The sequence below is a fragment of the Microbacterium sp. T3-8 genome (genome assembly GCF_055398145.1).
The window spans coordinates 2,291,141-2,315,486 of record NZ_AP027918.1 but is presented as its reverse complement, the minus strand read 5'-3'; the positions used below and the strand labels follow the sequence as shown (position 1 = coordinate 2,315,486).

The window sequence follows — 24,346 nt, the reverse complement described above, 5'->3', positions numbered from 1 at the left end:
CCGGGGCAACTCGAAAAGCGTACTACAGGTCGCGAGGTCAACACCAATCGGCGCGAGCCGCCCGGGCGCGTCGTGATGCGGACAAGCTGCGAGAGCCCCGGGGGAACAACGGCGGGTGCCCGCACGTTCACGTCAGCGTGAGCATCCTCGACAGCATCGTGATCGGCGCGGGTCAGGCCGGACTCTCGGCGTCGTACCACCTGACGCGGCTCGGCATCTCGCACGTGGTGCTCGATTCCGACGCCGAGCCGGGCGGAGCCTGGCAGCACCGATGGGATGCCCTGACGATGCGCGACGTGCACGGGGTCGCAGAGCTCCCGGGCGACACCCCGCCGCCGCGCGACGGCCAGCGCGCGAACATCGTCGTGCCCGCCTACTTCGCCGCCTACGAGCGCGCCCATGTCCTTCCGATCATCCGACCCGTCACGGTCGATCGCGTGGACGACGAGGGCGGCGTGCTCGTGACACGCGCGGGGGAGCGGGAGTGGCGCTCGCGCACCCTGGTGAATGCGACCGGCACCTGGACGCATCCGTTCTTCCCGCATTACCCGGGCATGGAGACGTTCCTCGGCGAGCAGCTGCACACGATCGATTACCCCGGCCCCGAGCACTTCCGAGGGAAGCGCGTTCTCGTGGTCGGGGGCGGGGCATCCGCTGTCCAGTTCCTCGGCGCGCTCGCCCCGATCACCGACACCCTCTGGGTGACGCGGCGCGAGCCGGTCTGGCGCACCGACGACTTCACGCCCGAGGCGGGCGCGGCGGCGGTCGCGCTCGTCGAGCAGCGCGTCGCGCAGGGGCTGCCGCCGCAGAGCGTCGTGAGCGTCACCGGGCTCATGCTCCGCGAACAGGAGCGAGAAGCCGAGCGCCTGGGGGCATACTCTGCGCGGCGACCCATGTTCACGCGGATCGAACCCGACGGCGTGCGCTGGGCCGACGGATCGTTCGAGCGCGTCGACGTGATCCTCTGGGCGACGGGGTTCCGGCCCGCGATCGGTCACCTCGCCCCGCTGCACCTGCGCAGCGCCGCGGGAGGCATCCAGCTCGATCGTGGCGGACGGGGAACGACGGCCGTCGCCGATCCCCGCATCCAGCTCGTCGGGTACGGGCCCTCGGCGAGCACGATCGGGGCGAACCGTGCAGGGCGCTCTGCCGCGACCGGAGTGCGGCGAGCGCTGGCGAACGTTCCCTCGATACGCTGAAGGCATGCTTCGCCTCGCACTGCTGATCGTTTGGTTGCTGCTCACCGCCTGGCTGGTGATCTGGACGGGCGAGGGGCTCTTCGGAATCGACCAGCGGCAGTCGATCCTCCCTTTCGGGAGCGACAGCCTCGGTGCCCCGATCATGATCGGCGTGGCCTGGGGGCTTCTCCTCACCTTCGGGGGCGTGATGCTCGGCCCCGCCCGCCGACGACTCGCACGCGCGGGTGACGCACGGATCGGTATCGGACGCATCGTGGAGGTCGAGACCACGGGAACGACCATCAACGACGTGCCTCAGTACGACATCTTCCTCCGCGTGACCCCGACCGATGGTGACGACTTCGTGGCACAGCTGCGCACCCTCGTGCCGCTCGCCGACGTGGGGGCGCTGCAGGTCGGCCAACCGCTCGCGGTGCGGTACCGGCCCGGCGACCACGACGCCCTCGAACTCGTGGATCCGTCCGATCCGGCGGTGAGCGAGGCGCTGCTGCAGTGGCGCATCGACCGCGGACTGATCGACCCGCGCCAGGTGCGGGCGCGCACGACCGGTACGCAGGTTCCGGCATCCGTTCTCGAGATCCGGCCCACCGGGCACCGTCGCGAGGGCCAGTCCGAACTCGCGCTGCGGGTGCTGCTCGCACCCGAGGGAGGGGAGACCTGGGAGGCCGACACCACGGTGTTCGTGTACCCGCAGGCGATCCCGCATCTGCAGGTCGGCGCCCCGATCTGGGCGTTCTATCGCCGGGAGGATCCGCAGACCGTGGCCGTGACGATCGAGAAGGAGGCCGGGCGATGAACCCCCTCGACACCCTGTTCTGGCTGCTGAACTTCCCCGCCTCCCACGCCTACGCGATGGTCTTCATCGCCGGCTTCTCGATCCTCGGACTGTTCGCGATCTCGGCGAAACGCACGAGTCCGGGTGCGGCGCTGCGCCGTGTGCGGGAGCGCGAGGGCCTCCTCCCGGAGGGTGGCGCGACACGCCGCGACATCGGAGGAACGACCGTGCGCGTGCTGTTCCGCATCCTCGCCTTCGTGATGCTCGCGAACCTCATCATCGGCATCCTGAGCCTGACCGGTGTGCCGGTCACGCGCGCGTACATCTACGACAACGGCCGCCCGACCGTGGGAACGCTCGACGGCGACTGGGTCACCTTCACCACGGGCGACGGGGTGGAGTACACCCTCGAGAGCAACTTCTTCAGCCCGGCCGTCTTCCCCGATCGCGATGCGTACATACCGGGCGGTCAGGGTGTGGTCGTACGCTACCTTCCGAGCCATCCGCAAGCTTTCGTGATCGACAGCTCTCAGCTGCCGGAGTGAGGAGAATCGCATGTCCCGCATCATCGTCTTCGGAGGGCACGGCCGTATCGCCCTGCTGCTCGCCCCGCTCCTGGTCGCCCGCGGCGACGAGGTGACCGCCGTCATCCGCAACCCCCAGCACATCGCCGACGTCGAAGCCGCGGGCGCGCGTCCGCTCGTGGCCGACATCGAGTCGCTCGATGTCGCGGGGATCGCCGATCTGATCCGCGGTCACGACGCGGTCGTCTGGTCGGCCGGCGCCGGTGGGGGAGACGCGCAGCGCACCTATGCGGTCGACCGCGATGCCGCGATCCGCTCGATGGACGCGGCCGAGGTCGCGGGAGTCCGCCGCTACGTGATGGTGTCGTGGATCGGCTCGACCGCCGACCACGGCGTGCCCGAGAGCGACGGCTTCTTCGCCTACGCCGATGCGAAGTGGGCGGCCGACGAGCACCTGCGCTCCACCGATCTCGACGGCACGATCCTCGGCCCCGGCACCCTCACGTTCGACGACCCGACCGGTCGCATCGTGCTCGACCCCGAGGGCAAGGGCGAGGTGTCGCGTGCGGATGTCGCCGCGGTCATCGCTGCCGCGCTCGTCGAGCCGTCGACGTTCGGGCGCACCATCCGGTTCGGCAACGGTTCGGCCGACGCCGCCCTGCCCATCGCCGAGGCTTTGAGCTGATCGGATGAGAGCGCTGCGTCGCTGGATGCTCGCGACCGTCGCCGCCCTCGCGGTGGCGGCGGTCGCGGCACCGGCGGCGGCGCAGACGCCATCGGATGATCCGCGGCCGACCGCTCTTCGTCTGCAGACGGATGCCGCGACCCCGGCGGCTCTCGGACCCGCTGCGCGCGCGGAGGCAGAGGTGCGCGGCATGAGCGTCGCCGAGCAGGCGGCGAGCGTCGTGATGGGACACATCCCGGTGGCGGATCCCGCGGCTCTCCACGCGTACATGCAGCAGGGACTCGGCGGCTTCATCCTGATGGGCTCGAACATTCCCGCCACCGAGCCGGAACTGCGCGCGCTCACCTCCGCGTTGACGGTCGACGAGTCGCTTCCTCCGCTGATCGCGATCGACCAGGAGGGCGGAATCGTCTCGCGTCTGCCGTCCGACGCGTTCGCGGCATCGACGACTCTGAAGTCCGCGCCGGTGGAGGACACGACGGATGCCTTCACGGCACGGGCCTCACTGGTCGCCCGCGCCGGGGTCAATGTCAACTTCGGCACCGTCGCCGACGTCACCGCGGATTCCGCATCCTTCATCTACGGGCGGGCTCTCGGCACCGACCCGTCGTCGGCCTCGGAGCGCGTCACGGCGGCGACGACGGCGCAGGAGGAGTTCCTCGCTTCGACTCTCAAGCACTTCCCGGGACACGGAGCGGCGGAGGGGGATTCGCATCACGCGATCCCGACGACGCCGATGTCGAAGGAGCGGTGGCGCACGGCCGACGAGCCCCCGTTCGCCGCCGGGATCGATGCGGGTGCCTCGCTGCTGATGTTCGGACACCTCGCCTATACCGCAGTCGATGCCGCGCCCGCGTCGATGTCGGCCGAGTGGCATCGGATCGCTCGCGAGGAACTCGGGTTCGACGGCGTCATGGTGACCGACGATCTGGGCATGCTGCTCTCGTCGGGCGACCCCGCCTACGCGGATCCGGTGGCGAACGGCGTCGCCGCGATCGCCGCGGGCAACGACCTCGTGCTCATGATCGCGGGGTCCACTCCCGAGACCGCCGGTCGAATGGTCGCGGGACTGGTCGCCGCCGTGGAGTCCGGCGACCTGCCGGCAGAGCGACTCGCCGATGCGGCGACGCGCGTCAGGGAGCTGCGCCTCGAGCTGGCCGCCGACACCGCCGACTGGTCGGTGTGCGAGGACTGCACGCCCGCCGGCTGAACTCGCCTTACGCGGCCGCGGTATCCGCATCGCCGAGCCACGCGTCGAGCAGCGCCGTGCGCAATGCCGCACCGCGGTCGGCGAAGACCCGCTGGCGGCGCACGTAGTCCGCCTTGCCCTCGCTCGTCTCGATCGGCACCGGCTCGACGTTCCAGGCCGAGAGGTCGTAGGGGGCGGCCTGCATGTCGAGCAGACGGATGTCGCGCGCGAGCTCGAACGCATCGAGCAGCAGGTCGCCGGGAACGAGGGGACCGAGCTTGGTCGCCCACTTGTAGAGGTCCATCCCCGCGTGCAGGCAGCCCGGCTGCTCGAACAGCGGCTGCTCCTCGCGCGTGAGCGCCGAGCGGTTGAGGGGCACGGCCTCGGGAGTGAAGAAGCGGAAGGCATCGAAGTGGGTGCAGCGCAGATCGTGCGCCTCGACCACCGCGTCGGTGCCGTCTCGTCCCAGCCGGAGCGGCACGGGATGGCGGTGCTCGTCCGCCTGGTAGACCATCGCCCACTCGTGCAGACCGAAGCAGCCGAACTGTCCGGGCCGTGAAGCGGTGCGGCGCAGCATCCGTTCGACGAGTCCCGCGAGTTCCGGCTTCTCGCGCGCGAAAGCCGGAGCGTCGGGCACGACGCTGCCGGGAGCCGATCCCGCGGCGTACCAACGCCAGCCCGCGCGTTCCGCAGCGTCGGCGAGCTCGACGCCCGCGCCGGGATGCCAGCGACGCAACTGCGCGGGCTTGTACGAGTAGTAGGTGAAGAGGAAGTCCCACACGGGGTGCTTCTCCCCGGCCGCGGCGCGCGAGCGGTGCTCGGCGGTCAGGGCGTCGGCGCGCTCCTGGTGGGCGTGCTCCCGCACGCGCCAGTCGACCTCGTCCAGGGGGAGGGACATGTCAGTCCAGGATGCCGGCGTCGCCGAGCCGGTCGCGGAGTCCGGCGCCGTCCTCGGCGCTGACCCACGGCACGTCTTCGTCGCCGTGCGGCTCGGCATCCGTGCGCCCACCGGCGAGAACGGCCTCCGCGGGGAGCAGACGACGGATCGCCACGCCGGCGACGGACTCGGGATGCTCCTCGAGGAAGGTCGAGTAGATGGCCTCGTCATGCTGCCCGTCGTCGCCGATGAGCAACCAGCGCACGTGCGGGAACTCGTCGGCGAGCCGACGCAGGTTGGTGAGCTTGTGCTCACGGCCGCTGCGGAACCAGCGGTCGTGCGTGGGGCCCCAGTCGGTGAGGAGCATGGAACCCGCGGGGAAGAGGTGGCGGCTCAGGAAGCGACGGAGCGTCGGCGCGATGTTCCATGCGCCGGTCGACAGGTACACCATCGGAGCGCCGGGGTGCTGGCGCAGCAACTGGTCGAGGAGCACTCCCATGCCGGGCACGGGGATGCGGGCGTGCTCGTCGAGCACGAAGGAGTTCCAGAACGCGATGAACGGACGCGGCAGAGCGGTCACCATCACAGTGTCGTCGACGTCGGAGACGACCCCGAACGTGGTGGACTCGCCGACGACGAAGGCGGTCGCCTCGACCGGCTCCTGCTCTTCCGTCGACACGCGGAACGTCTGCCATCCGGCGTCGAGATCCGCGTGGATCACGGCGTCCACGACGCCGCCGCGATCGGCGACGACCTGGTGAACCGTGTCGCCGACGTGCACCGAGACCTTCGCGAAGCTCACCGGGATCCCGACGAAGCTTCGCCAGCCGCGGATGCTCGCGAGCTCCCCGTCCTTGCCGCGTCGCTGCGGCGGCACGATCAGGACGCGCCCGACGACGCGCACCCAGCCGGGTCCGCCATAGCCCGGGAAGGGCACGACCGTCGCGGTGCGACCCCGCTTGCGCGCACGAACTTCACGCCACACATGGAAGCGGTGTTCGAGTCGGGCGAACCAGTGGATCCGGGGCGCCGGGGGTGCGGAAGCCATTGGCTCAGTCTTTCACGTCCGCCTCGGGTTCCGCGTCGTGGGCCTCGAGGTGGCGGGCTTCCGAGCGCTCGAGGAGCTTCTTGCCGAGGTAGACCACGACGAGGAAGACGACGATGATGCCGACGAAGATGTATCCGGCGTAGTGCACGCGATCGACCATCTCGTCGAAGGTCAGCGCGGCGAGAGAGGTGACACTGACGTACGCGACCGCCCAGATCACGCAGGCGGGAGCCGTCCACGCCAGGAAACGCCGGTACGAGTAGGCGCTCATGCCGACCGTGAGGGGCACGAGGGAGTGCAGCACGGGCAGGAATCGCGAGAGGAAGATCGCGATTCCGCCGCGGCGTTGCAGATAGCGCTCGGCACGCACCCAGTTCTTCTCGCCGATCCGGCGCCCGAGCCACGACGTCCGGATGCGGGGGCCGAGCCAGCGACCCAGGGCGAAACCGATGCTCTCGCCGATCAGCGCGCCGATGACGACGGCGATCACCATCGCGGTCGCCTCGACCGGACCTCGGACGCCGATCGAGGCCATGATCACGACGGTGTCGCCGGGCACGATGAGTCCGATGAGGACGCTGGTCTCGAGCATGACGGCGACGCCGGCGATGAGAGTGCGGGTGACGGGGTCGATCGAACGGATGAATTCGAACAGCCAGGTCAAGAGGTCATCCACAGCACGAGAATACGGGAGCGGCCAGGTTCTAGGCTGACAAGGTGCCCCATCGTCCACCTGCTCGTCCCCTTTCCGTCTGGGTCGAGCCCGTTGACGTCTTCCGTGTTCTCGACGCCTCGTCGCCGGAGGTGTTCTGGCTCGACGCGGGTCCCGATACGGCGAACGGGTGGAGCTTCGTCGGTGTCGGCGAACCGTCGGCGCTGCCCGCTGATGTGGCGCTCGGGGAGGTCCGCGGCGCTCCCGCCGACGGGGGAGCGGCCGACGATGAACGACCGCCGTTCCGCGGCGGATGGGTGGGTTGGCACGACTACGAGACCGGGGCGGCCGCGGCCGGTGCCCCGACCGACGGCGGCGACGCGGATGACCGGGCGTCGTGGATGCGTGTGCGGCGTTTCGCCGCGTTCGACCATGCGCGTCGGCGGGTGTGGGTGCAGACCGATGGAGACTTCGCGCAGTGGGAGTCCTTCGTCGAGGAGGCGGCGGTCGCGGCATCCGCTCTTCCCGACCTGCCGAAGGCGCCGGTCGCCGGTGTCGTGGCCGAGGCCCGGCACGAACCGGCGGAGTACGCGAGCCTCATCGAGCGCTGCCGTGACCTGATCCGGCAGGGGATCGCGTATCAGCTCTGCCTCACGACGCGCTTCTCGGCTTCCGGTGTCGGCGATGCGGTCGCGGTCTACGCGCGACTGCGCGCCGCGACGCCCGCGCACCACGGAGGTTTCGTTCGGATCCAGGGGCGTGCGCTGCTGAGCGCGAGCCCCGAGCAGTTCCTCCTCGCCGCGGACGGCGTCATCCGCACGCGACCCATCAAAGGCACGCGGCCGCGATCCGCGGATCCGATCGAGGATGCCGCTCTCGCCGCCGAGCTCGCCGTCAACCCCAAGGAACGCGCCGAGAACGTCATGATCGTCGACCTCATGCGCAACGATCTCTCCCGCGTCTGCGTCGCAGGGTCCATCCGCGTGGAGGGGCTGTGGGTCGTGGAGAGCTATCCCGCGGTGCACCAGCTCGTGAGCACGGTCAGCGGCACGGCGGCGCCCGGTGCGACCGTCGGTTCACTCCTCGACGCCGCATTCCCCGCGGGCAGCATGACCGGGGCCCCGAAGCTCTCGGCCATGACGCGCCTGCACGCGCTCGAAGGCGGCCCGCGCGGGATCTACGCCGGCTGCTTCGGCTACGTCGGAATCGACGGCGCCGTCGACCTCGCGATGGTCATCCGCAGCATCGTGATCGATGGCGAGCGGGCGACCGTCGGCGCCGGTGGCGGGATCACCTGGGGATCGGATGCCGCGGCCGAGGTCGCCGAGGTCGCGACCAAAGCGCGTGCGCCGCTCGCGGCACTGGGCGCTGTCCTGCCCGGGGCCTGGGGTTCCGATATCCTGAACTGATCCCGATTTTCCTTTCAGATTGGTCGTGCGTTCGTTGTCTGAGAAGCTGTCCACCGCTCCCGCCGAGGACGAGACGTCGTCGGCTCATGCCATCCAGGCCAAGTGGCAGAAGTACTGGGCGGAGAACGAGACGTTCCTCACCGGCGGTGATGACGACACGCGCCCCCGGCGTTACGTGCTCGCGATGTTCCCGTACCCGTCCGGCGACCTGCACATGGGACACGCTGAGAACTACCTGTACTCCGACATCGTGGCGCGCTTCTGGCGTCACCGCGGGCATAACGTCCTGAACCCGATCGGGTGGGACTCCTTCGGGCTGCCCGCCGAGAACGCGGCGATCCGTCAGGGCGCCGACCCGCGCGAGTGGACGTATCAGAACATCGCGCAGCAGAAGGTCGGATTCCAGGCGTACGGCGTCTCGTTCGACTGGTCGCGCGTGCTGCACACGTCCGACCCCGAGTACTACCGCTGGAACCAGTGGCTGTTCCTGAAGATGCACGAGCGCGGTCTCGCCTACCGCAAGAAGAGCGCCGTCAACTGGTGCCCCAACGACCAGACGGTGCTGGCGAACGAGCAGGTCGTCGACGGTCGCTGCGACCGTTGCGGCTACGAGGTCGTCAAGAAGAAGCTGACGCAGTGGTACTTCCGCATCACCGACTACGCCGACCGTCTGCTCGACGACCTCAACCAGCTCGAGGGCTTCTGGCCGCACAAGGTGCTGCAGATGCAGCGCAACTGGATCGGCCGCTCGGTCGGCGCCGACGTCGACTTCCGTATCGAGGGCCGTGACGAGCCGGTCACCGTGTTCTCGACGCGCCCCGACACGCTGCACGGCGCCACGTTCTTCGTCGTGGCGCCCGATTCCGACCTGGCCGCCGAGCTGGCGGCGGATGCTCCGGCCGAGGTGCGCGAGCGCTACCAGACGTACCTCGAAGGGGTGCAGAAGGAGACCGACATCGCCCGCCAGGCGACGGATCGCCCCAAGACGGGCGTCTTCCTCGAGCGCTACGCGATCAACCCGGTCAACGGCGAGAAGCTGCCGATCTGGGCTGCCGACTACGTACTGGCCGACTACGGTCACGGTGCGGTCATGGCGGTTCCCGCGCACGACCAGCGCGACCTCGACTTCGCCCGCGCGTTCGACCTGCCGGTCAAGGTCGTCGTCGATACGACGGCGCCCATCACGGGAGCGATGCCGGTCATCGAGGTCGACGACGAGGGCGTGCCGATCGACACCGGCGCGCTCGACGACCAGAACCCCGCGTCGACGGGCATCGCGCTCGCGGGTGAGGGGCGTCTGATCAACTCGGGCGAGCTCAACGGCCTGTCGAAGCGCAACGCGATCGCCCGCGCGATCGAGCAGCTCGAGGCATCGGGCACCGGTCGCGCCGCGAAGAACTACCGTCTGCGCGACTGGCTGATCTCGCGTCAGCGGTTCTGGGGAACGCCGATCCCGATGCTGCACGCCGAAGACGGCAGCATCATCCCGGTCGCGGAGGACAAGCTGCCGGTTCGTCTGCCGAGCATCGAGGGCCTCGATCTCAAGCCGAAGGGCACCTCGCCCCTGGGCGGTGCCGAGGGCTGGGTGCGCACGGTCGACCCGGCCACCGGTGAGCCCGTGCTGCGCGACCCCGACACGATGGACACCTTCGTCGACAGCTCGTGGTACTTCCTGCGCTTCCTGTCGCCGAACAGCGATCAGGTCGCCTTCGACCCGGCCCAGGCCGCACGATGGGCTCCGGTCGACTCCTACATCGGCGGGGTCGAGCACGCGATCCTGCACCTGCTGTACGCACGCTTCATCACGAAGGTGCTGTTCGACATGGGGCTGATCGACTTCACCGAGCCGTTCTCGAACCTGATCAACCAGGGCATGGTTCTGCTCGACGGCCAGAAGATGTCGAAGAGCAAGGGCAACCTCGTGCTCTTCCAGGAGGAGCTCGACGCGCACGGCGCCGACGCACTGCGCGTGGGCCTGGCGTTCGCGGGGCCCGTGGAAGACGACAAGGACTGGGCCGACGTCTCGACGACGGGTGCCCAGAAGTTCCTGTCGCGGGCGCTGCGCATCGCGCGCGAGGTCTCGAGCCCGGTCGACGTCGTCTTCGACGGTGGTGATGCGGCGCTGCGCCGCACGACGCACAAGCTCCTGTCCGAGGCCCCGGCGCTCGTCGAGCAGACCAAGTTCAACGTGCTCGTCGCCCGCCTGATGGAGCTGGTGAACACCATCCGCAAGACGATCGACAACGGTGCGAACGGTGCTGCCGACCCGGCGGTGCGCGAAGCCACCGAGACCGTCGCCGTGATGCTCGACCTCATCGCCCCGCACACGGCGGAGGAGATGTGGGAGATCCTCGGTCACGAGCCCTCCGTGGGTCTCGTCACGTGGCGTTCGGCGAACCCGGCGCTGCTAGTCGAAGACACCATCACCGCCGTCGCGCAGGTCAACGGCAAGGTGCGCGCTCAGCTCGAGGTCTCCGCGCGCATCGGCGAGGCGGAGCTCGAGGCTCTCGCCCGCGGCGATGAGCGCGTGATCCGGGCGATCGGCGACAAGGAGATCGTCAAGGTCATCGTGCGCGCGCCCAAGATCGTGAGTTTCGTCGTCAAGGGCTGATCCGCTCGCTCGATCGAGACCGCCGTCCGGATGCCGGGCGGCGGTCTTGGCGTTCCGGCGGGTGTGGTTCTGCACGGCGCGCGATCGGTCGGAGTTATCCACTGCGCGCGGAAAGTGGCGCGGAAAGGCGGAATCGGGCGGCCTAGCGTGGGCGGATGCCGCCGACCGAAGCACTTCCCGACGAAGACCTGCCTGTGGATGCTGCGCTCGTGGATCCTCCGTCTGCGCCCCGGCGCCTGCGCCTGAGCATCGGAGCGGCGGTCGTGCTCGCCCTCGTCGTGCTCTCGGTCGCGGTCGGGCTCGGGATCCTCCGCGGGCAGGCCGCGCCCGTCGAGACGGTCTCGATCGGAGACGAATCGACCGGTGCGACCGATGCCGCGGGAGCAACCGCGCCGGGCGGGGAGCTCTACGTGCACGTCCTCGGCGCCGTCGAGAAGCCGGGCCTGTACGTGCTCGCGATCGATGCCCGGATCGTCGACGCCCTCGCTGCGGCCGGCGGCACGACCGAGGAGGCCGACCTCGCCGCGATCAACCTCGCCCGCATCGTGACCGACGGTGAGCAGGTGGTCGTGCCCGTCGTCGGCGCGACCGCTCCCGAACCGGGTTCCGGCACGGCTCCGGGCTCGGGGTCGACGGCTCCGGGTGACGACCGGATCGACCTGAACTCCGCGGATCAGGCGGCGCTCGAGACCCTGCCGCGCATCGGCCCCGCGCTGGCCGAGCGCATCATCTCGTGGCGCGACGAGAACGGGCGTTTCCAGACCGTCGACGACCTCCTCGCAGTGCCGGGCATCGGCGAGAAGCTGCTCGAGGGTCTGCGCGACGGCGTGCGGGTGTGAGGCGACGCGACCTCCGACTGCTGCCGATCGCCGGGGGAGCCTGGGCGGCGGGGCTGCTGTGCGTGTTCCTCCCGCAGATCGCGGGCGCGGTGGCTGCGGCCTGCGTGCTGGCCGCTGTCGTCATCGGAGCGGTCGTCGGGCGCTCGCGTGCGCGGGGCGTGCAGCGCGGTGGTCTCGTCATCGTGGTGCTCGCGGCGGCTGCCGCGGTGGCGGCGACCGCGGGCCTCGCGATGCCGGCGCGCGAGGCGGTTCGCGAGCGGGAGGCGTTCGCGGTCGAGGTCGTCGCGGACGTGTCGTCGTCGGCGTCGGTCGGGAAGGACGGGCGCCTCTGGTTCGAGGCGCAGTCTCGCTCTATCGAATCGGCGAAAGCTACAGCAGTGGTCTCGGCACCGGTGCGCATCGGTATCGAGCCGGCCGAGGGCTTCGATCTCGGCGCGACGATCCGTGTGACGGGGCAGATGGAGGCGACGGATGCGGGCGAGCGCGCCACGGTCGTCGTCTTCGCGAGCGAGGCGGAGATCGTGCGCCCGGCTTCGGGGGTCTTCGCGGTTGCGGCTGGCGCGCGCAGCGCGTTCATCGAGCGAGCGACGCGCCTGCCCGAGCCGGGTGCGGGGTTGCTGCCCGGTCTCGCTGTCGGTGACACCCGGGCGGTCTCCGACGCGCTGAACGACGACATGCGCACGAGCGGCCTCAGCCACCTCACGGCCGTCTCCGGCGCCAACTGCGCGATCGTGGTCGCGGCGGCGTTCTGGCTCGTGGCCCTGTGCGGGGGCGGGCGCCGTCTGCGGGTCGTCGTCGCCGCCCTCGCACTGGCGGGGTTCGTGGTGCTGGTGACCCCCGAGCCCAGCGTGATCCGCGCGGCGGTGATGGCCGGGGTCGCGATGCTCACGGTGCTCCTCGGCCGTCCGAGCGCGGGCGCGGGGATGCTCGCGCTGTGCGCGACCGGTATCCTCATCGCCGATCCGTGGCTGGCCGCGACGGCCGGGTTCGCCCTGTCGGTCGCGGCATCGGGAGCGCTCATCCTGCTGGCGCCTCCGCTCGCGCGCGGGCTCGCTCGGTGGATGCCGCAGCCGCTCGCTCTCGCGATCTCGGTGCCCCTCGCCGCTCAACTGGCCTGCGGTCCGATCATCGCGCTGTTCGCCGAGCAGCAGTCCCTGGTGGGGATCGCCGCCAACCTGCTTGCCGCTCCCGCGGCGCCGATCGCGACCGTGATCGGTCTTCTCGCCTGCCTCGCTGCCCCGATCCCGATGCTCGCCGATCTTCTCGCGGCATCCGCCTGGTTGCCGGCCGCGTGGATCTCGGTGACCGCGACGGTGAGCGCGCGATTGCCGCTCGCGCAGGCATCCCTGGTTCCCGGCATCGGCAGTGCCGTGCTCGTCGCGGTGCTCAGCGCCGCCCTGGGGATCATCGTGCGCGGGCGGCGAGGAACGAGCGGGGTCGGCGGCCGCCGAGGCCGGTGGTTCTCCTGGACGTACCGCATCGCGGCGGTGGTGCTCATCGTGGCGCTCTCGCTCGGCGGTGCGCATTTCGCTCTGCAGGGGCCGCTCGCGGCGATGGCGGCGCCATCCGGCTGGTCGATCGCGGCGTGCGACGTGGGGCAGGGGGATGCGCTGCTCGTGCGATCGGAAGGAGAAGTCGCACTGATCGACACCGGTCCTGAGCCGGGCCCGCTCGGCGACTGCCTGCGGTCGCTCGGCATCGACCGCATCGACCTCCTCGTGTTGACGCACTTCGATCTCGATCATGTCGGGGGAGCGGACGCCGTGCGCGGACGGGTCGACGCGGTGCTCCACGGACCCGTCGTCGAGGCGGAGGAACAGTTGATCCTCGACGGGCTGGGGGCCGGTGGTGCGACTGTCACCGAGGCGACGGCGGGGATGCGCGGCACGCTCGGTGCATCGACCTGGCGGGTGCTCTGGCCGCTCCGCGAGTCGGCGGTGTTCCCCTCCGGCAACGACGCGAGTGTCGTGATGGAGGTCTGCGGTGGTGGCGTGCCGCGCTCGCTCTACCTCGGCGACCTGTCGGCCGAAGCGCAGCGGATGCTCGCGCGCAACGCCCGTCTGGCGGGACCCTACGACGTGGTCAAGGTCGCCCATCACGGCAGTGCCGATCAGGATCCCGCGATCTACGAGACGATCCGTCCGGCGATCGCAGTCTTCAGCGCGGGCATCGACAACGACTACGGCCATCCGCGCGCGGAGACGCTCGACCTGCTGACGGCGGTCGGGGCGCACATTCTGCGCACCGATCGACAGGGACGCATCCTGCTGGGGATCGACGACGACCGGATCGCGGTCTGGACGGAATCCGACGTCGGTGCCCGCGAGTAGGCTGGATCCATGGCAGCTCCGCGATCCTCTTCCCGCACCGCCGCCAAGCCGTCGAAGATCCCCCAGGTCTCCTGGCGAGAACCGCGTCCCGCCCCGCTCGTGCTGGTGTCCGGGCCCGAGGAGATCTGCGCCGAGCGTGCGATCGCCGGCATCCGCGACTATCTGCGCGCGGAGGACCCGGCCCTCGAGGTCAGCGACATCCGGGCCGACGACTACGCACCCGGCACCCTGCTCGCCATGACGTCGCCGTCGCTCTTCGGCGAGCCGCGGCTCGTGAGGGTCTCGGGCGTCGAGCGCTGCTCCGATGCCTTCCTGCAGGAGGCCGTGTCGTACCTCGACCAGCCGCAGGACGGTGCCACCGTGATCCTCCGGCACACCGGAGCCAGCGTGCGCGGTAAGAAGCTTCTCGACGCTCTGCGCGCCGGAACGGGGGAGGGCATCGAGATCGCCTGCCCCGCCATCAAGCGCGACGGTGACCGCGTCGATTTCGCCGCCGGTGAGTTCAAGGCCGCGAAGAAGCGCATCCAGCCCTCGGCGCTGCGAGCGCTCGTCTCGGCCTTCGCCGACGACCTCACCGAGCTCGCCGCCGCTTGCCAGCAGCTCATCGGCGATGTCGAGGGCGATGTGACCGACGACATCGTCACCAAGTACTACGGCGGCCGCGTCGAGGTCTCCGCCTTCGTCGTCGCCGACACGGCGATCGCCGGTCGCTACGGCGAGGCGCTCATCTCGCTGAGGCACGCGCTGTCGTCGGGCGCCGATCCGGTGCCGATGGTGGCGGCCTTCGCGATGAAGCTGCGCACCATGGCGCGTGTCGCGGGAAACCGGGAGCCGAGCCGTCAGCTCGCCCAGCGCCTCGGCATGAAGGACTGGCAGGTCGATCGTGCACGACGCGATCTCGCCGGGTGGAACGAGCGCTCGCTCGGGCTCGCGATCCAGGCGACGGCACGGGCTGATGCCGAGGTGAAGGGCGCATCGCGCGACCCGATCTTCGCGCTCGAGCGGATGGTGACGGTCATCGCCACCCGTCGCCCGTTCGGCGAGGAGTAGTCCGCCACTCCGCTCCGTCGCGTCAGGGGAGAAGCCTGCACGGTCACCGACACGAAGAAGGCCCGCCCCGCGAACGGGACGGGCCTTTCTCAGCGGTGCTGGCTCAGAGAGCGGCGACCGACTTGGCGATGGCCGACTTGCGGTTCGACGCCTGGTTCTTGTGCAGGACACCCTTGCTGACGGCCTTGTCGAGCTTGACGGCGGCCTTCTTGAGGGTGGCCTCGGCGGCTGCCTTGTCGCCTGCGGCGACGGCTGCCTTGGTCTGACGAACGAGGGTCTTGAGCTCGCTCTTCACGGCCTTGTTGCGCTCGTGAGCCTTCTCGTTGGTCTTGTTGCGCTTGATCTGCGACTTGATGTTTGCCACGTGTGGACGCTTTCTGTACAGGAGTGATTCGGAGTGCCGGCAGCAGAAGAGGGCTGCTGCACGACGGTCGTGAGGGAAGAACCCACACGCAAGCCAAGAAGCAACTCTACCAGCAGTCGGGCGGATCACGCGAAACGACGCCTCTCGGGTGGCGTCCGGAGTCCGACACGACGAGCCGATCGCGGAACTCGGTCGCGCGAAACGCGGTACCGGGTGCAGAATCAGGATCACCCGACACAGACGCCAAGGAGCGACATGAGTTCTGCTTCCCGCGATACCGTTCTGCCCTCAGGTCTCCGCTGGTCCGCGGCGACGTCCGCCATCCAGATCGAAGGCTCTCCCTCCGACGACGGGGGAGGACGCTCGATCTGGGACGATTTCGTCGATGTGCCGGGTGCGGTGCGAGACGCCTCGACGCCGCAACGCGCGTGCGACAGCTATCGGCATCCGGAGGCGGATGTCGCCCTGGTGGCGGACCTCGGCATCGACCGCTATCGCTTCTCGATTCCGTGGGCGCGGGTGCAGCCGGACGGGCGCGGCCCGGCCAGCACCGCCGCGCTCGATCACTACTCCCGCTTCGTCGATGCCCTGCTCGAGGTCGGCGCGACCCCGTTCCCGACGCTGTACCACTGGGAGATGCCGAGCGCGGTGGAGTCCGACGGCGGCTGGCTCGTCCGCGATACGGCCGAGCGCTTCGCGGACTATGCCGCGATCGTGGCGGATCGGCTCGGCGATCGGGTGACCCACTGGTACACGCTCAACGAACCGGCGATGACCACGCTGCAGGGGTACGGCACCGGGGCGCTCGCCCCCGCACGACCGCTGCTCTTCCACGCCCTGCCGACCGTCCACCATCAGCTCCTGGCGCACGCGTTCGCCGCCGAGGCACTGCGGTCGCGCGGCGCGACGGCCGTCGGACTCGTCAACAATCACACCCGCGTGCTGCCGCTCACCGCATCGCGGGAAGACCTCGTGGCGGCGACCATGTACGACACGCTCCACAACGGGCTGTTCAGCGAACCCCTGCTCGCGGGGGAGTACCCCGACCTCGAGGCGTTCGGCCTGCCGCCGATGCCCGTGCTCGACGGTGAACTCGCGCGCATCGCGGCGTCGATCGACTTCTACGGCATCAACTTCTACAACCCGACGACGGTGACCGTCGCCGATCCGGCGGGACCACTGCCGTTCGAGATCGTGCCGACGCCCGGGGCGCCCGTCACCGGTTTCGGCCCGGAGTGGCCGATCGTGCCCGAGGCGCTCCGCGATCTGCTCATCGACCTCCATCGCCGGCATCCGCACATGCCGCCGGTGATCATCGGCGAGAACGGCGCCTCGTTCCCCGAGCCCGACGGCGCGGTCCGCATCGACGACGCCGAACGCATCGACTACCTCGCCGCGCACATCGCGGCGGTCGGCGAGGCGATGGCCGCGGGCGTTCCCGTCGAGGAGTACACGGTCTGGTCGCTCCTGGACAACTGGGAGTGGGCCGACGGATTCACCCAGCGCTTCGGCCTCGTGCACGTCGATTTCACCACGGGGGAGCGCACACCCAAGGCTTCGTACGACTGGTACCGCGACGCCATCGCCCGCACGCGCACCGCGGTGGCGATCGAGCGGAGCGTGCAATGACCGCGGCGACGCGGGTCGGCGCGCGATGGATGTCGCTGTTCACTCTCGCCTGGCTCGCCATCTGGACCGTGCAGCTCACGCCCGTGCAGCTCCTCCTGCCGCTGCAGCTCGACACCCCCGAAGACGATTGGATCCGGGGAGTGGTCTCCTCGGGGCTCGTCCTCGGCATCGGCGGACTCGCGGGCATCGTCGCCGGACCGCTCGCCGGGGCGCTGTCGGATCGTGCCCGACCGGGGCGCCCTCGACGGCGTCCGTGGGCGCTGGCGGGCGTGTGGACGACCGCGGCCTTCCTGGTGCTCACCGGTTTCTCCGAGGGGCCCTGGGCGGTCGGTGGGGCGTGGGTCGGTGTATCGATCGGTGTCGCGGTGTCGTCGGCGGCCTTCACCGCGATGATCGCGGACCAACTGCCCACGACCCAGCGGGGCGCGGCATCCGCGGCCGTCGGGTCGAGCCAGGCCGTCGGGATCGTGCTGGGCGTCGGTCTCGTCGTTCTCCTCGGGCTCGACATCGTCTCGGGGTATCTGCTCCTCGCCGCCGTGATCGCGGCGGTCGGCAGTGCGGTGGCCCTGGTGCTCCCCGATCCCTCCGCGTCGGAGGCCGTGCGGCCGACGACCCGCGACCGTCGGCCCCTCGCCTCGCTGCGCGATCGCGACTTCGCGTGGATGCTCGCCGGGCGCCTCGTGACCAATATCGGCAACGCGTTGGGGACCGCGCTCTTCCTCTTCTTCCTGCTGCACGGACTCGGTCAGCCGTCGTCGACGGCGCAGGACAACCTGCTGCTGCTCATCGTCGTCTACACGCTGTTCGTGGTCGCGGCATCCGTTCTCACCGGCATCCTGTCGGACCGCACGGGCGACCGGCGCCGGCTCGCCGTGATCGCCACGGTCGTGCAGGCGGCATCCGGCGTGGTGATCGCGCTCGTGCCGACCTTCGAGATGACGATGGTCGCCGCCGCCCTCATGGGGCTCGGCTACGGCGCGTTCTCGACCGTCGGCCTCGCGTTCGCGGCCGATCTGCTGCCCGATGAGAAGGACCACGCCCGCGATCTCGGCATCGTGAACGTCACGGCCGCTCTCGGCCAGCTGATCGGTCCGGTGCTCGGGGCGGGACTCGTGGCGCTGGTGGGAGGATTCTGGCTCGTCTTCGCCGCCGCCGCGGTGCTGTCACTCGCAGGCGGAGTGCTCACCGGCCTCGCGAGGCAGCCGCAGAGGTCATGAGCTCTTTTTCTCGAGGGTCGCGATCGCGAGCTGCAGCACGGCGTTGAAGACGCGAGGTCGCATCGCCGTGACGAGATGCGTGGTGCGCGGTACCACGATGAGTTCGGCCTGGGGGGCCAGCGAGCAGAAGAGCGTCTCGTGGCGACGCAGCTGGTCGTACTGGCCGTTGACGAACCAGAGCGGCAGTCGGATGCGGGCGACCGCCGCGGCGAGGTCGAGCGCCGCGAGGCTGCCCAGGGCGATGTCCTGCGCGTCGAGCGCGTAGCCGCCTGCGCCGAAGTCTTCGCGGGTATCCGGGGGGATCGTCGCGTCGAGCACACGATCCGAGAGCCAGCGTCCGCGGTCGGGTAGTGAATCCATCGCGCGCTCGAGCCAGCGATAGGCGGCGAGCCCGGCACCGACGGGCAACGCGGTGCACGACGCCGCGACGAGGCCCGCGACCGGTGTCGTCTCCCCGCCTCCGGTGTAGGCGAGAGACAGGATTCCGCCCATGGAGTGCCCGACCAGCAGCACCGGTCCGCGCGTCGCCGCATCGCGGACGGCGGCATCGATCGTGTGCAGGGCCTCGTGGAGCGTGAAGTCCTCGGCGATGCGCGTGCCGTGCCCCGGCAGGTCGACCGCGGTGTGTGCGTACCCCCGCGCGTCGAGGAACGCCTGTTGCGAACGCCACATGGTGGCCGACGTGCGGATGCCGTGCACGAAGACGATCTGGACGCTCACGCTCTCAGCCTAGGTGCGCAGCCCGCGCACCGCACGAGAAAGCGGGACCGGTGGAAGACCACCGACCCCGCCTGCTCGTCGCGGGATGCGTCAACGCGGTCCGGGGCAGTATTTGATGCACTTGATGGGCCAAGGACCCGCACCGCCCCCACCTCCGCCGTCACCGGGATGCGTGATGTCGACGACAGCACCTGCGGGGATCGCCGACCCCAGGGTGAGCATCAAAGCCGCCGCGACCCCGACGATCGAGTTCCGGACAGTCGTCTTCTTGTCTTTCAGCATGAGCGCCCTCCTTTGGACTCCGTCTGTGCGTGTGCGAGAAATTAATCCGAATGCGCAGCCTCGTCCAGGGGGGTTGCGCAGTGCGGATTCCCTGGGTAGACGCGTGTGGGGGCCGGCGATCTCTCGCCGACCCCCACACTATGGGTGAGTGCTAGATCACTTCTCCCAGCCCACGTTCTCGACGGGCAGGAGCCCGAAGAGGTCGAGACCCGTGTAGGTCTCGGGGGTGAGGTTGGCGAGTCCCTTGGTCACCGTGCGGATCTCGGGGCCGGAGTACAGCGGCAGGATGCCCCACGTCTCCTTGATGACCTCGGTCTCGACCTTGGTGCCCTCGGCGATCTGCTCCTCCGCGGTGGGGAGGTCCGCGACGCCCGCGATCTTCTCGTCGAGCTCCGGGGTGCCGGTGGCCGACAGGTTCAGGCCGCTGTCGGAGCAGTAGACCTGGCAGAAGTACGCGAACCCGTAGGGGTCGCTCGACGAGAAGCCCATGAGGATGATGTCCCAGTCCTTCGTCGTCACCGTCGTCGAGAACTCCGACGTCGGACGCACGTCGACCGTGACCTCGACGCCGATCGCCTTGAGCTGCGCCTGGATGACCTTTCCGCGCGTCTCGACGATCGGGTCGTCACCGAACACCGGGAGGTTGACGGCGAGTCGCACGCCGTCCTTCTCACGGATGCCGTCGCTACCCGCGACCCAGCCCGCCTCGTCGAGAAGGCCGTTCGCCTCGTCGTCGTCGAACTTCCAGCCGGCCTCGCTGAGCGAGTCGACGAAACCGTCCTGGAACGGGAAGAGGATGAGCGAGCCGGCCGGCTCCTCGGTGTAGCCCAGGCCGTTCCAGACGACCTCCTTGAGCTGCTCACGGTCGATCGCCTTCATGATCGCCTCGCGCACCTTGATGTCGGCGAGCTGCGGGCGCTCGGCGTTCAGCTGCATGAGGTTGGTGGCGGTGCGCTGGGCCTTGTAGGTGACGACGTCATCCATGTCGGCGACCTGCGCGAGGCGGTCGGACGTGCCGGTCGACGCCATGTTGATCTCGCCGGCCTTGAACGCGTTGATCTCGGCGGTGTCGTCGAGCTGACGGAAGGTGACCTTGTCGAGCAGCGGCTTGTCGCCCCACCAGTTCGGGTTCGGCTCGAAGATGACCGTGCCGCCCTTGGGGTCGAACTCGGTCATCTCATAGGGGCCTGCACCCCAGTCGGGGTTCGCCTCGTTGAGGTAGCCCTCGTTGAAGAGCTCCGGGGTGTTGATGTTCGGGTTGACGAGGTGCCAGAACAGGCCGTTCGTCCAGGGGTAGACCTGGGTGAACGTCACGACGGCCTGGCGGTCGTCGGTGCCCTGCTCGACGCTCTCGATCAGCGAGTAACCGTCGGTGGAGTTGGGGACGTAGCCCTCATCCGTCGACCGCAGCGCCTTCCAGGTCTGCTCGTAGGCGGTCCAGTCGATCGGCGTCCCGTCGTTCCAGACGGCGTCGGGATTGATCGTGTAGGTGACGACGGTCTTGTCGTCCACGACCTCGGTGGTCCAGTCGGTCAGGTAGTTCGGGTTGGCGTATGCCTCGCCCTCCGGCGTCATGAGGATCGTCTGAGGGTTGTACCACTCCCAGAGCGTCGCGGTGTCGACCGTGGCGTCGGAGTGGTTGGCGTTCATCTGCGGGGTGATCTCACCGATGGGGAAGGTGACCTCGCCGCCCTCCTGCAGATTCTCGCGGGGCTGCGGGTTGTAGTCCGCGCCCGTGACGGTTTCGGCTTCGCCGCCGTTGTCGGTGCTACCGCCGTCGTCGCCCGATGCGCAACCGCTCATGACGAGTGCGAGGGCGCCGCTGAGGGCGAGAGCGCCCAGCAGCTTCTGATGCCTTTTCATGGTTTGGTGCTCCTTCTTGTGCCGTGTCGGCCTGTGGGGATGGGGAGAGGTTAAGCCTGTCGTGCGTCCAGGTCGATTAATCGTTGTTAACCGTTACCGGAAGTGGCACGCGTTCATGTGCGCGGACGACGCACCCGTCAATGCGGGCACCTCGCCCTCGCACCGCGCCTGCTGCTCCGGCGCGAGCGTCGGGTAGAGGGGGCACCGGCTGACGAACGAGCAGCCGCGCACCTCCTCGGTCGGGCTGGGGAGATCGCCCGAGAGGACGATCCGCTCGCGAGCGCGCTCGATGTCGGGATCGGGAACGGGGATCGCCGACAGCAGTGCCTGCGTGTACGGATGCTGCGGATCGTCGAACACGCTGTCGACGTCGCCCTCCTCGACGAAGGCGCCGAGGTACATCACCGCGACGCGATCGGCGATGTGGCGGACGACGGCGAGGTCGTGCGCCACGAAGAGGTAGGAGATCCCGAGCTTCACCTTGAGCTCGTCGAGAAGGTTGATCACGCCGGCCTGGATCGACACGTCGAGCGCCGAGACGGGCTCGTCGAGCACGATGATCTTGGGGTTGGTGGCGAGGGCGCGGGCGATTCCGATGCGCTGTCGCTGTCCACCCGAGAAGGCTCCGGGGAACCGATCCGAGTGCGCCGGATCGAGACCGACGAGATCCATGAGCTCGTCGACGCGGTTGTCGGCCTCGTCTCCCTTGACGCCGATGGCGTGCAGCGGTTCGGCGATGATGTCGGCGACGGTCATGCGCGGGTCGAGGGCGCCCATCGGGTCTTGGAACACGATCTGGATGTCGCGCCGCAGGTGGCGCTCCTCGGCGCCGCGCTTGACGTCGGAGACGCTCTTGCCGCCGATGCGGATGTCGCCGTTCTCCTGCGGCACGAAGTCCATGATCTGCAGGAGGGTCGTGGACTTACCGCTGCCGGACTCCCCGACGATCGCCATCGTCTCACCCTTGCGCACGTCGAAGGTGACGCCCTTGACCGCGTGGACCGAACCCACGCGGCGCTTGACGAAGGCGCCCTTGAGTAGCGGGAACGTCTTGGTGAGATTGGTGACCTCGAGTGCGATCGGGCGTTCCTCCCGCGGGGTGCGGGTCAGCGCGCTCTCCGGGATCGGCGGCACGGGGTAGACGGGCAGCCCACCGAGCATGCCGCCGTCGTCGATCTCGTGCGATCGGATGCACGCGGCGCGATGCTCGCTGGAAGTGCTGGTCGGCACCGGGAGCAGTTCGGGCTCCGACGCGCGGCACGCGTCGATCGCGATCGGGCATCGGGCCGCGAACGGGCAGGCGTCCGGAAGGTCGATCAGCAGTGGGGGATTGCCGTGGATCGGGATGAGCGGTACCTTCTCGGCGGCGTCGACCCGGGGCATCGCGCCGAGGAGGCCGATCGAGTACGGCATCCGCGTGTGGTGGAAGAGCTCGCGCACCGGCGCCTGCTCGACGGCGCGTCCCGCGTACATGACGAGGACGTCGTCGGCCGTCTTGGCGACGACCCCCATATCGTGGGTGATGAGGATCACCGCGGCGCCGGTCTCGCGCTGCGCCGTGCCGAGCAGGTCGAGGATCTGCGCCTGGATCGTGACGTCGAGGGCGGTCGTGGGCTCGTCGGCGATGATCAGTTTGGGGTTGTTCGCCATGGCTATGGCGATGACCACGCGCTGGCGCATACCGCCCGAGAACTCGTGCGGGAACGCCTTCAGGCGCCGCTCCGGATTCGGGATGCCGACGAGACGGAGGAGCTCGATCGCGCGGGCCTGGGCCTCTTTCTTGCCCATGCTCTTGTGCACGGTGAGCGCTTCGACCAGCTGATCGCCGATCGTGAAGACGGGCGTCAGAGACGTGAGCGGATCCTGGAAGACCATCGACAGGCCGTTCCCACGGATCATCGACAGCTGGGCATCCGTCTTGCCGATCAGTTCCTGGCCGTCGAAGACGATCGATCCTTCGACCTTCGCGTTCTCGGTCAGCAGGCCCATGATCGCCAGCGAGGTGACGGACTTGCCCGAGCCGGACTCGCCCACGATGCTCAGCGTGCGGCCGGCTTCGAGGTCGAACGAGATGCCGCGCACCGCGTCGACGCGACCGGCCTCCGAGGGAAAACTGACGCGCAGGTCGCGGACGGAGAGGATGGGAGCGGTCATGCGCGGCCTCCCGCGGCAGAGGTCGGGTCGAGGGCATCGCGCAGACCGTCGGCGATCAGAGCCATCGAGATGGTGAGGAGGGTGAGCGCGGCCGCGGGGAAGTAGAACAGCCAGGGTGCGCTCGTGATGGTCGCCGAGCCGGAGCCGATGAGCGAGCCGAGAGACACGTCCGGCGCCTTCACACCGAAGCCGAGGAACGACAGGCTGGTCTCGGTCTGCACCGCGCCGACCACGCCGAGCGTGAAGTTGATGACCAGCAGCGATCCGATGTTGGGGAGCATGTGGCGCAGCACGATCCGGAATCCGGGCACGCCCATGTACTTCGCGGCGGAGATGTATTCGCGTTCGCGCAGGGAGAGGGAGAGCGTCCAGATCACGCGGGCGGGGAAGAACCAGTTGATCGCGATCATGATGACCGCGATGATCCGCCAATCGCCGCCGGCGCTGTTCGAGATCATCGCGAGGATGAGGAACGTCGGCACGACCATGAGGAAGTGGATGACGACGAGCACTCCGCGCTCGAACACGCCACCGAAGTACGCGGCTGCCGCGCCGATGAGCGCGGAGAGCACGGTCGTTCCGATCGACACGGCCAGGGCGATCATGAGCGACCGCTGCAGGCCGACGACGACCTGGGCGTAGAGGTCGTTGCCCGCGCCGTTCGTACCGAACCAGTGCTCGGCCGACGGGGGCTTCGTCAGTGCGAGGAAGTCCAGTTCGATGTGGTCGTACTGCTGGAAGAGGGGGCCGATGAGGGCGAACAGCACGATGATGACGAAGATCACCGCGCCCGCGACGGCACCGCGGTTGCGCAGGAAGCGGCGACCGTAGAGTTCGAACTTCGACATCCGCTTGCGCGGTGTGCGCACCGGGGTCGCCGGCGGGTCGTCGCCGTGGCGGAGGGGATCGGAGAGGTCTGCGATGCTCAT

At 69.4% G+C, this 24,346-nt stretch carries 21 protein-coding genes; 12 read left to right on the top strand and 9 right to left on the bottom strand.

All coding sequences use genetic code 11. The features are described from left to right. Positions 1-137 precede the first annotated feature (137 nt). Genes ACZ5Y9_RS11070 through ACZ5Y9_RS11050 form a run of 5 tightly spaced genes read left to right on the top strand, consistent with a single transcriptional unit; the run spans position 138 to position 4,393 of the window. The gene (locus ACZ5Y9_RS11070; protein ID WP_464471344.1) at positions 138-1,199 is read left to right on the top strand and encodes an NAD(P)-binding domain-containing protein; all 1,062 of its coding nucleotides are present in this window, start codon (positions 138-140) and stop codon (positions 1,197-1,199) included. Positions 1,200-1,203: 4 nt separating this feature from the next. Next, a complete protein-coding gene (locus ACZ5Y9_RS11065; RefSeq protein WP_464471343.1) occupies positions 1,204-1,995 on the top strand; it encodes a hypothetical protein in 792 nt (263 codons plus the stop codon). Further along, the gene (locus ACZ5Y9_RS11060) at positions 1,992-2,519 is read left to right on the top strand and encodes a hypothetical protein (RefSeq protein ID WP_464471342.1); all 528 of its coding nucleotides are present in this window, start codon (positions 1,992-1,994) and stop codon (positions 2,517-2,519) included. The genes ACZ5Y9_RS11065 and ACZ5Y9_RS11060 overlap by 4 nt, the downstream gene beginning before the upstream one ends. A gap of 10 nt (positions 2,520-2,529) precedes the next feature. Beyond that, positions 2,530-3,183: an SDR family oxidoreductase gene (locus ACZ5Y9_RS11055; RefSeq protein WP_464471341.1), complete on the top strand. Its 654-nt coding sequence runs from the start codon at positions 2,530-2,532 to the stop codon at positions 3,181-3,183. Between the two features lie 4 nt (positions 3,184-3,187). Continuing rightward, on the top strand, positions 3,188-4,393 hold the full coding sequence (locus tag ACZ5Y9_RS11050) for a glycoside hydrolase family 3 N-terminal domain-containing protein (RefSeq protein ID WP_464471340.1): 1,206 nt from the start codon (positions 3,188-3,190) through the stop codon (positions 4,391-4,393). A gap of 7 nt (positions 4,394-4,400) precedes the next feature. On the opposite strand, the gene ACZ5Y9_RS11045 is transcribed toward ACZ5Y9_RS11050, so the two are convergent. From ACZ5Y9_RS11045 to ACZ5Y9_RS11035, 3 genes are read right to left on the bottom strand one after another with little or no spacing between them, the layout of a single operon-like run. Continuing rightward, positions 4,401-5,270 (bottom strand): 3-methyladenine DNA glycosylase, encoded by an 870-nt coding sequence (locus tag ACZ5Y9_RS11045; RefSeq protein WP_464471339.1) that lies wholly within the window; start codon positions 5,268-5,270, stop codon positions 4,401-4,403. A 1-nt stretch (position 5,271) separates the two neighbouring features. Beyond that, positions 5,272-6,297 carry an App1 family protein gene (locus ACZ5Y9_RS11040; protein WP_247622202.1) on the bottom strand — a complete coding sequence of 342 codons (1,026 nt, stop codon included), beginning with the start codon at positions 6,295-6,297 and terminating at the stop codon, positions 5,272-5,274. 4 nt (positions 6,298-6,301) lie between these two features. Continuing rightward, complete coding sequence (locus tag ACZ5Y9_RS11035) at positions 6,302-6,973, bottom strand: DedA family protein (protein WP_464471338.1); 672 nt, start codon at positions 6,971-6,973, stop codon at positions 6,302-6,304. A gap of 41 nt (positions 6,974-7,014) precedes the next feature. On the opposite strand from ACZ5Y9_RS11035, the gene ACZ5Y9_RS11030 reads away from it, so the two are divergent. The 5 genes from ACZ5Y9_RS11030 (at position 7,015) to holA (ending at position 15,188) form a co-directional block, all read left to right on the top strand. Further along, entirely contained in the window at positions 7,015-8,358 is a 1,344-nt protein-coding gene (locus ACZ5Y9_RS11030; RefSeq protein WP_464471337.1) for an anthranilate synthase component I family protein, read from the top strand. Positions 8,359-8,392: 34 nt separating this feature from the next. Beyond that, on the top strand, positions 8,393-10,969 hold the full coding sequence (leuS, locus tag ACZ5Y9_RS11025; protein ID WP_464471336.1) for a leucine--tRNA ligase: 2,577 nt from the start codon (positions 8,393-8,395) through the stop codon (positions 10,967-10,969). A gap of 155 nt (positions 10,970-11,124) precedes the next feature. After that, a complete protein-coding gene (locus ACZ5Y9_RS11020; protein ID WP_464471335.1) occupies positions 11,125-11,808 on the top strand; it encodes a helix-hairpin-helix domain-containing protein in 684 nt (227 codons plus the stop codon). Continuing rightward, positions 11,805-14,138 (top strand): ComEC/Rec2 family competence protein, encoded by a 2,334-nt coding sequence (locus tag ACZ5Y9_RS11015; protein ID WP_464471334.1) that lies wholly within the window; start codon positions 11,805-11,807, stop codon positions 14,136-14,138. The genes ACZ5Y9_RS11020 and ACZ5Y9_RS11015 overlap by 4 nt, the downstream gene beginning before the upstream one ends. Positions 14,139-14,147: 9 nt before the next feature. Next, entirely contained in the window at positions 14,148-15,188 is a 1,041-nt protein-coding gene (gene holA, locus ACZ5Y9_RS11010) for a DNA polymerase III subunit delta (RefSeq protein ID WP_247622208.1), read from the top strand. A gap of 103 nt (positions 15,189-15,291) precedes the next feature. On the opposite strand, the gene rpsT is transcribed toward holA, so the two are convergent. Continuing rightward, positions 15,292-15,552, bottom strand: a complete 261-nt coding sequence (gene rpsT / locus ACZ5Y9_RS11005; protein WP_247622209.1) for a 30S ribosomal protein S20 — start codon at positions 15,550-15,552, stop codon at positions 15,292-15,294. A 255-nt stretch (positions 15,553-15,807) separates the two neighbouring features. On the opposite strand from rpsT, the gene ACZ5Y9_RS11000 reads away from it, so the two are divergent. Then, the gene (locus ACZ5Y9_RS11000; RefSeq protein ID WP_464471333.1) at positions 15,808-17,181 is read left to right on the top strand and encodes a glycoside hydrolase family 1 protein; all 1,374 of its coding nucleotides are present in this window, start codon (positions 15,808-15,810) and stop codon (positions 17,179-17,181) included. Continuing rightward, positions 17,178-18,398, top strand: coding sequence for an MFS transporter (locus tag ACZ5Y9_RS10995; RefSeq protein WP_464471332.1), 1,221 nt, complete (start codon positions 17,178-17,180; stop codon positions 18,396-18,398). Before ACZ5Y9_RS11000 ends, ACZ5Y9_RS10995 begins: the two co-directional genes overlap by 4 nt. On the opposite strand, the gene ACZ5Y9_RS10990 is transcribed toward ACZ5Y9_RS10995, so the two are convergent. The 5 genes from ACZ5Y9_RS10990 to ACZ5Y9_RS10970 form a co-directional block, all read right to left on the bottom strand. Beyond that, positions 18,393-19,118, bottom strand: coding sequence for an alpha/beta fold hydrolase (locus ACZ5Y9_RS10990; protein WP_464471331.1), 726 nt, complete (start codon positions 19,116-19,118; stop codon positions 18,393-18,395). The two genes, ACZ5Y9_RS10995 and ACZ5Y9_RS10990, sit on opposite strands and share 6 nt — an antisense overlap. A 90-nt stretch (positions 19,119-19,208) precedes the next feature. Beyond that, entirely contained in the window at positions 19,209-19,400 is a 192-nt protein-coding gene (locus tag ACZ5Y9_RS10985; RefSeq protein WP_247956333.1) for a hypothetical protein, read from the bottom strand. A 156-nt stretch (positions 19,401-19,556) separates the two neighbouring features. Then, positions 19,557-21,263, bottom strand: a complete 1,707-nt coding sequence (locus tag ACZ5Y9_RS10980) for an ABC transporter family substrate-binding protein (RefSeq protein ID WP_464471330.1) — start codon at positions 21,261-21,263, stop codon at positions 19,557-19,559. 93 nt (positions 21,264-21,356) lie between these two features. Next, a complete protein-coding gene (locus ACZ5Y9_RS10975; protein ID WP_404596261.1) occupies positions 21,357-23,417 on the bottom strand; it encodes an ABC transporter ATP-binding protein in 2,061 nt (686 codons plus the stop codon). Continuing rightward, on the bottom strand, positions 23,414-24,346 hold the full coding sequence (locus tag ACZ5Y9_RS10970) for an ABC transporter permease (RefSeq protein WP_247632038.1): 933 nt from the start codon (positions 24,344-24,346) through the stop codon (positions 23,414-23,416). The genes ACZ5Y9_RS10975 and ACZ5Y9_RS10970 overlap by 4 nt, the downstream gene beginning before the upstream one ends.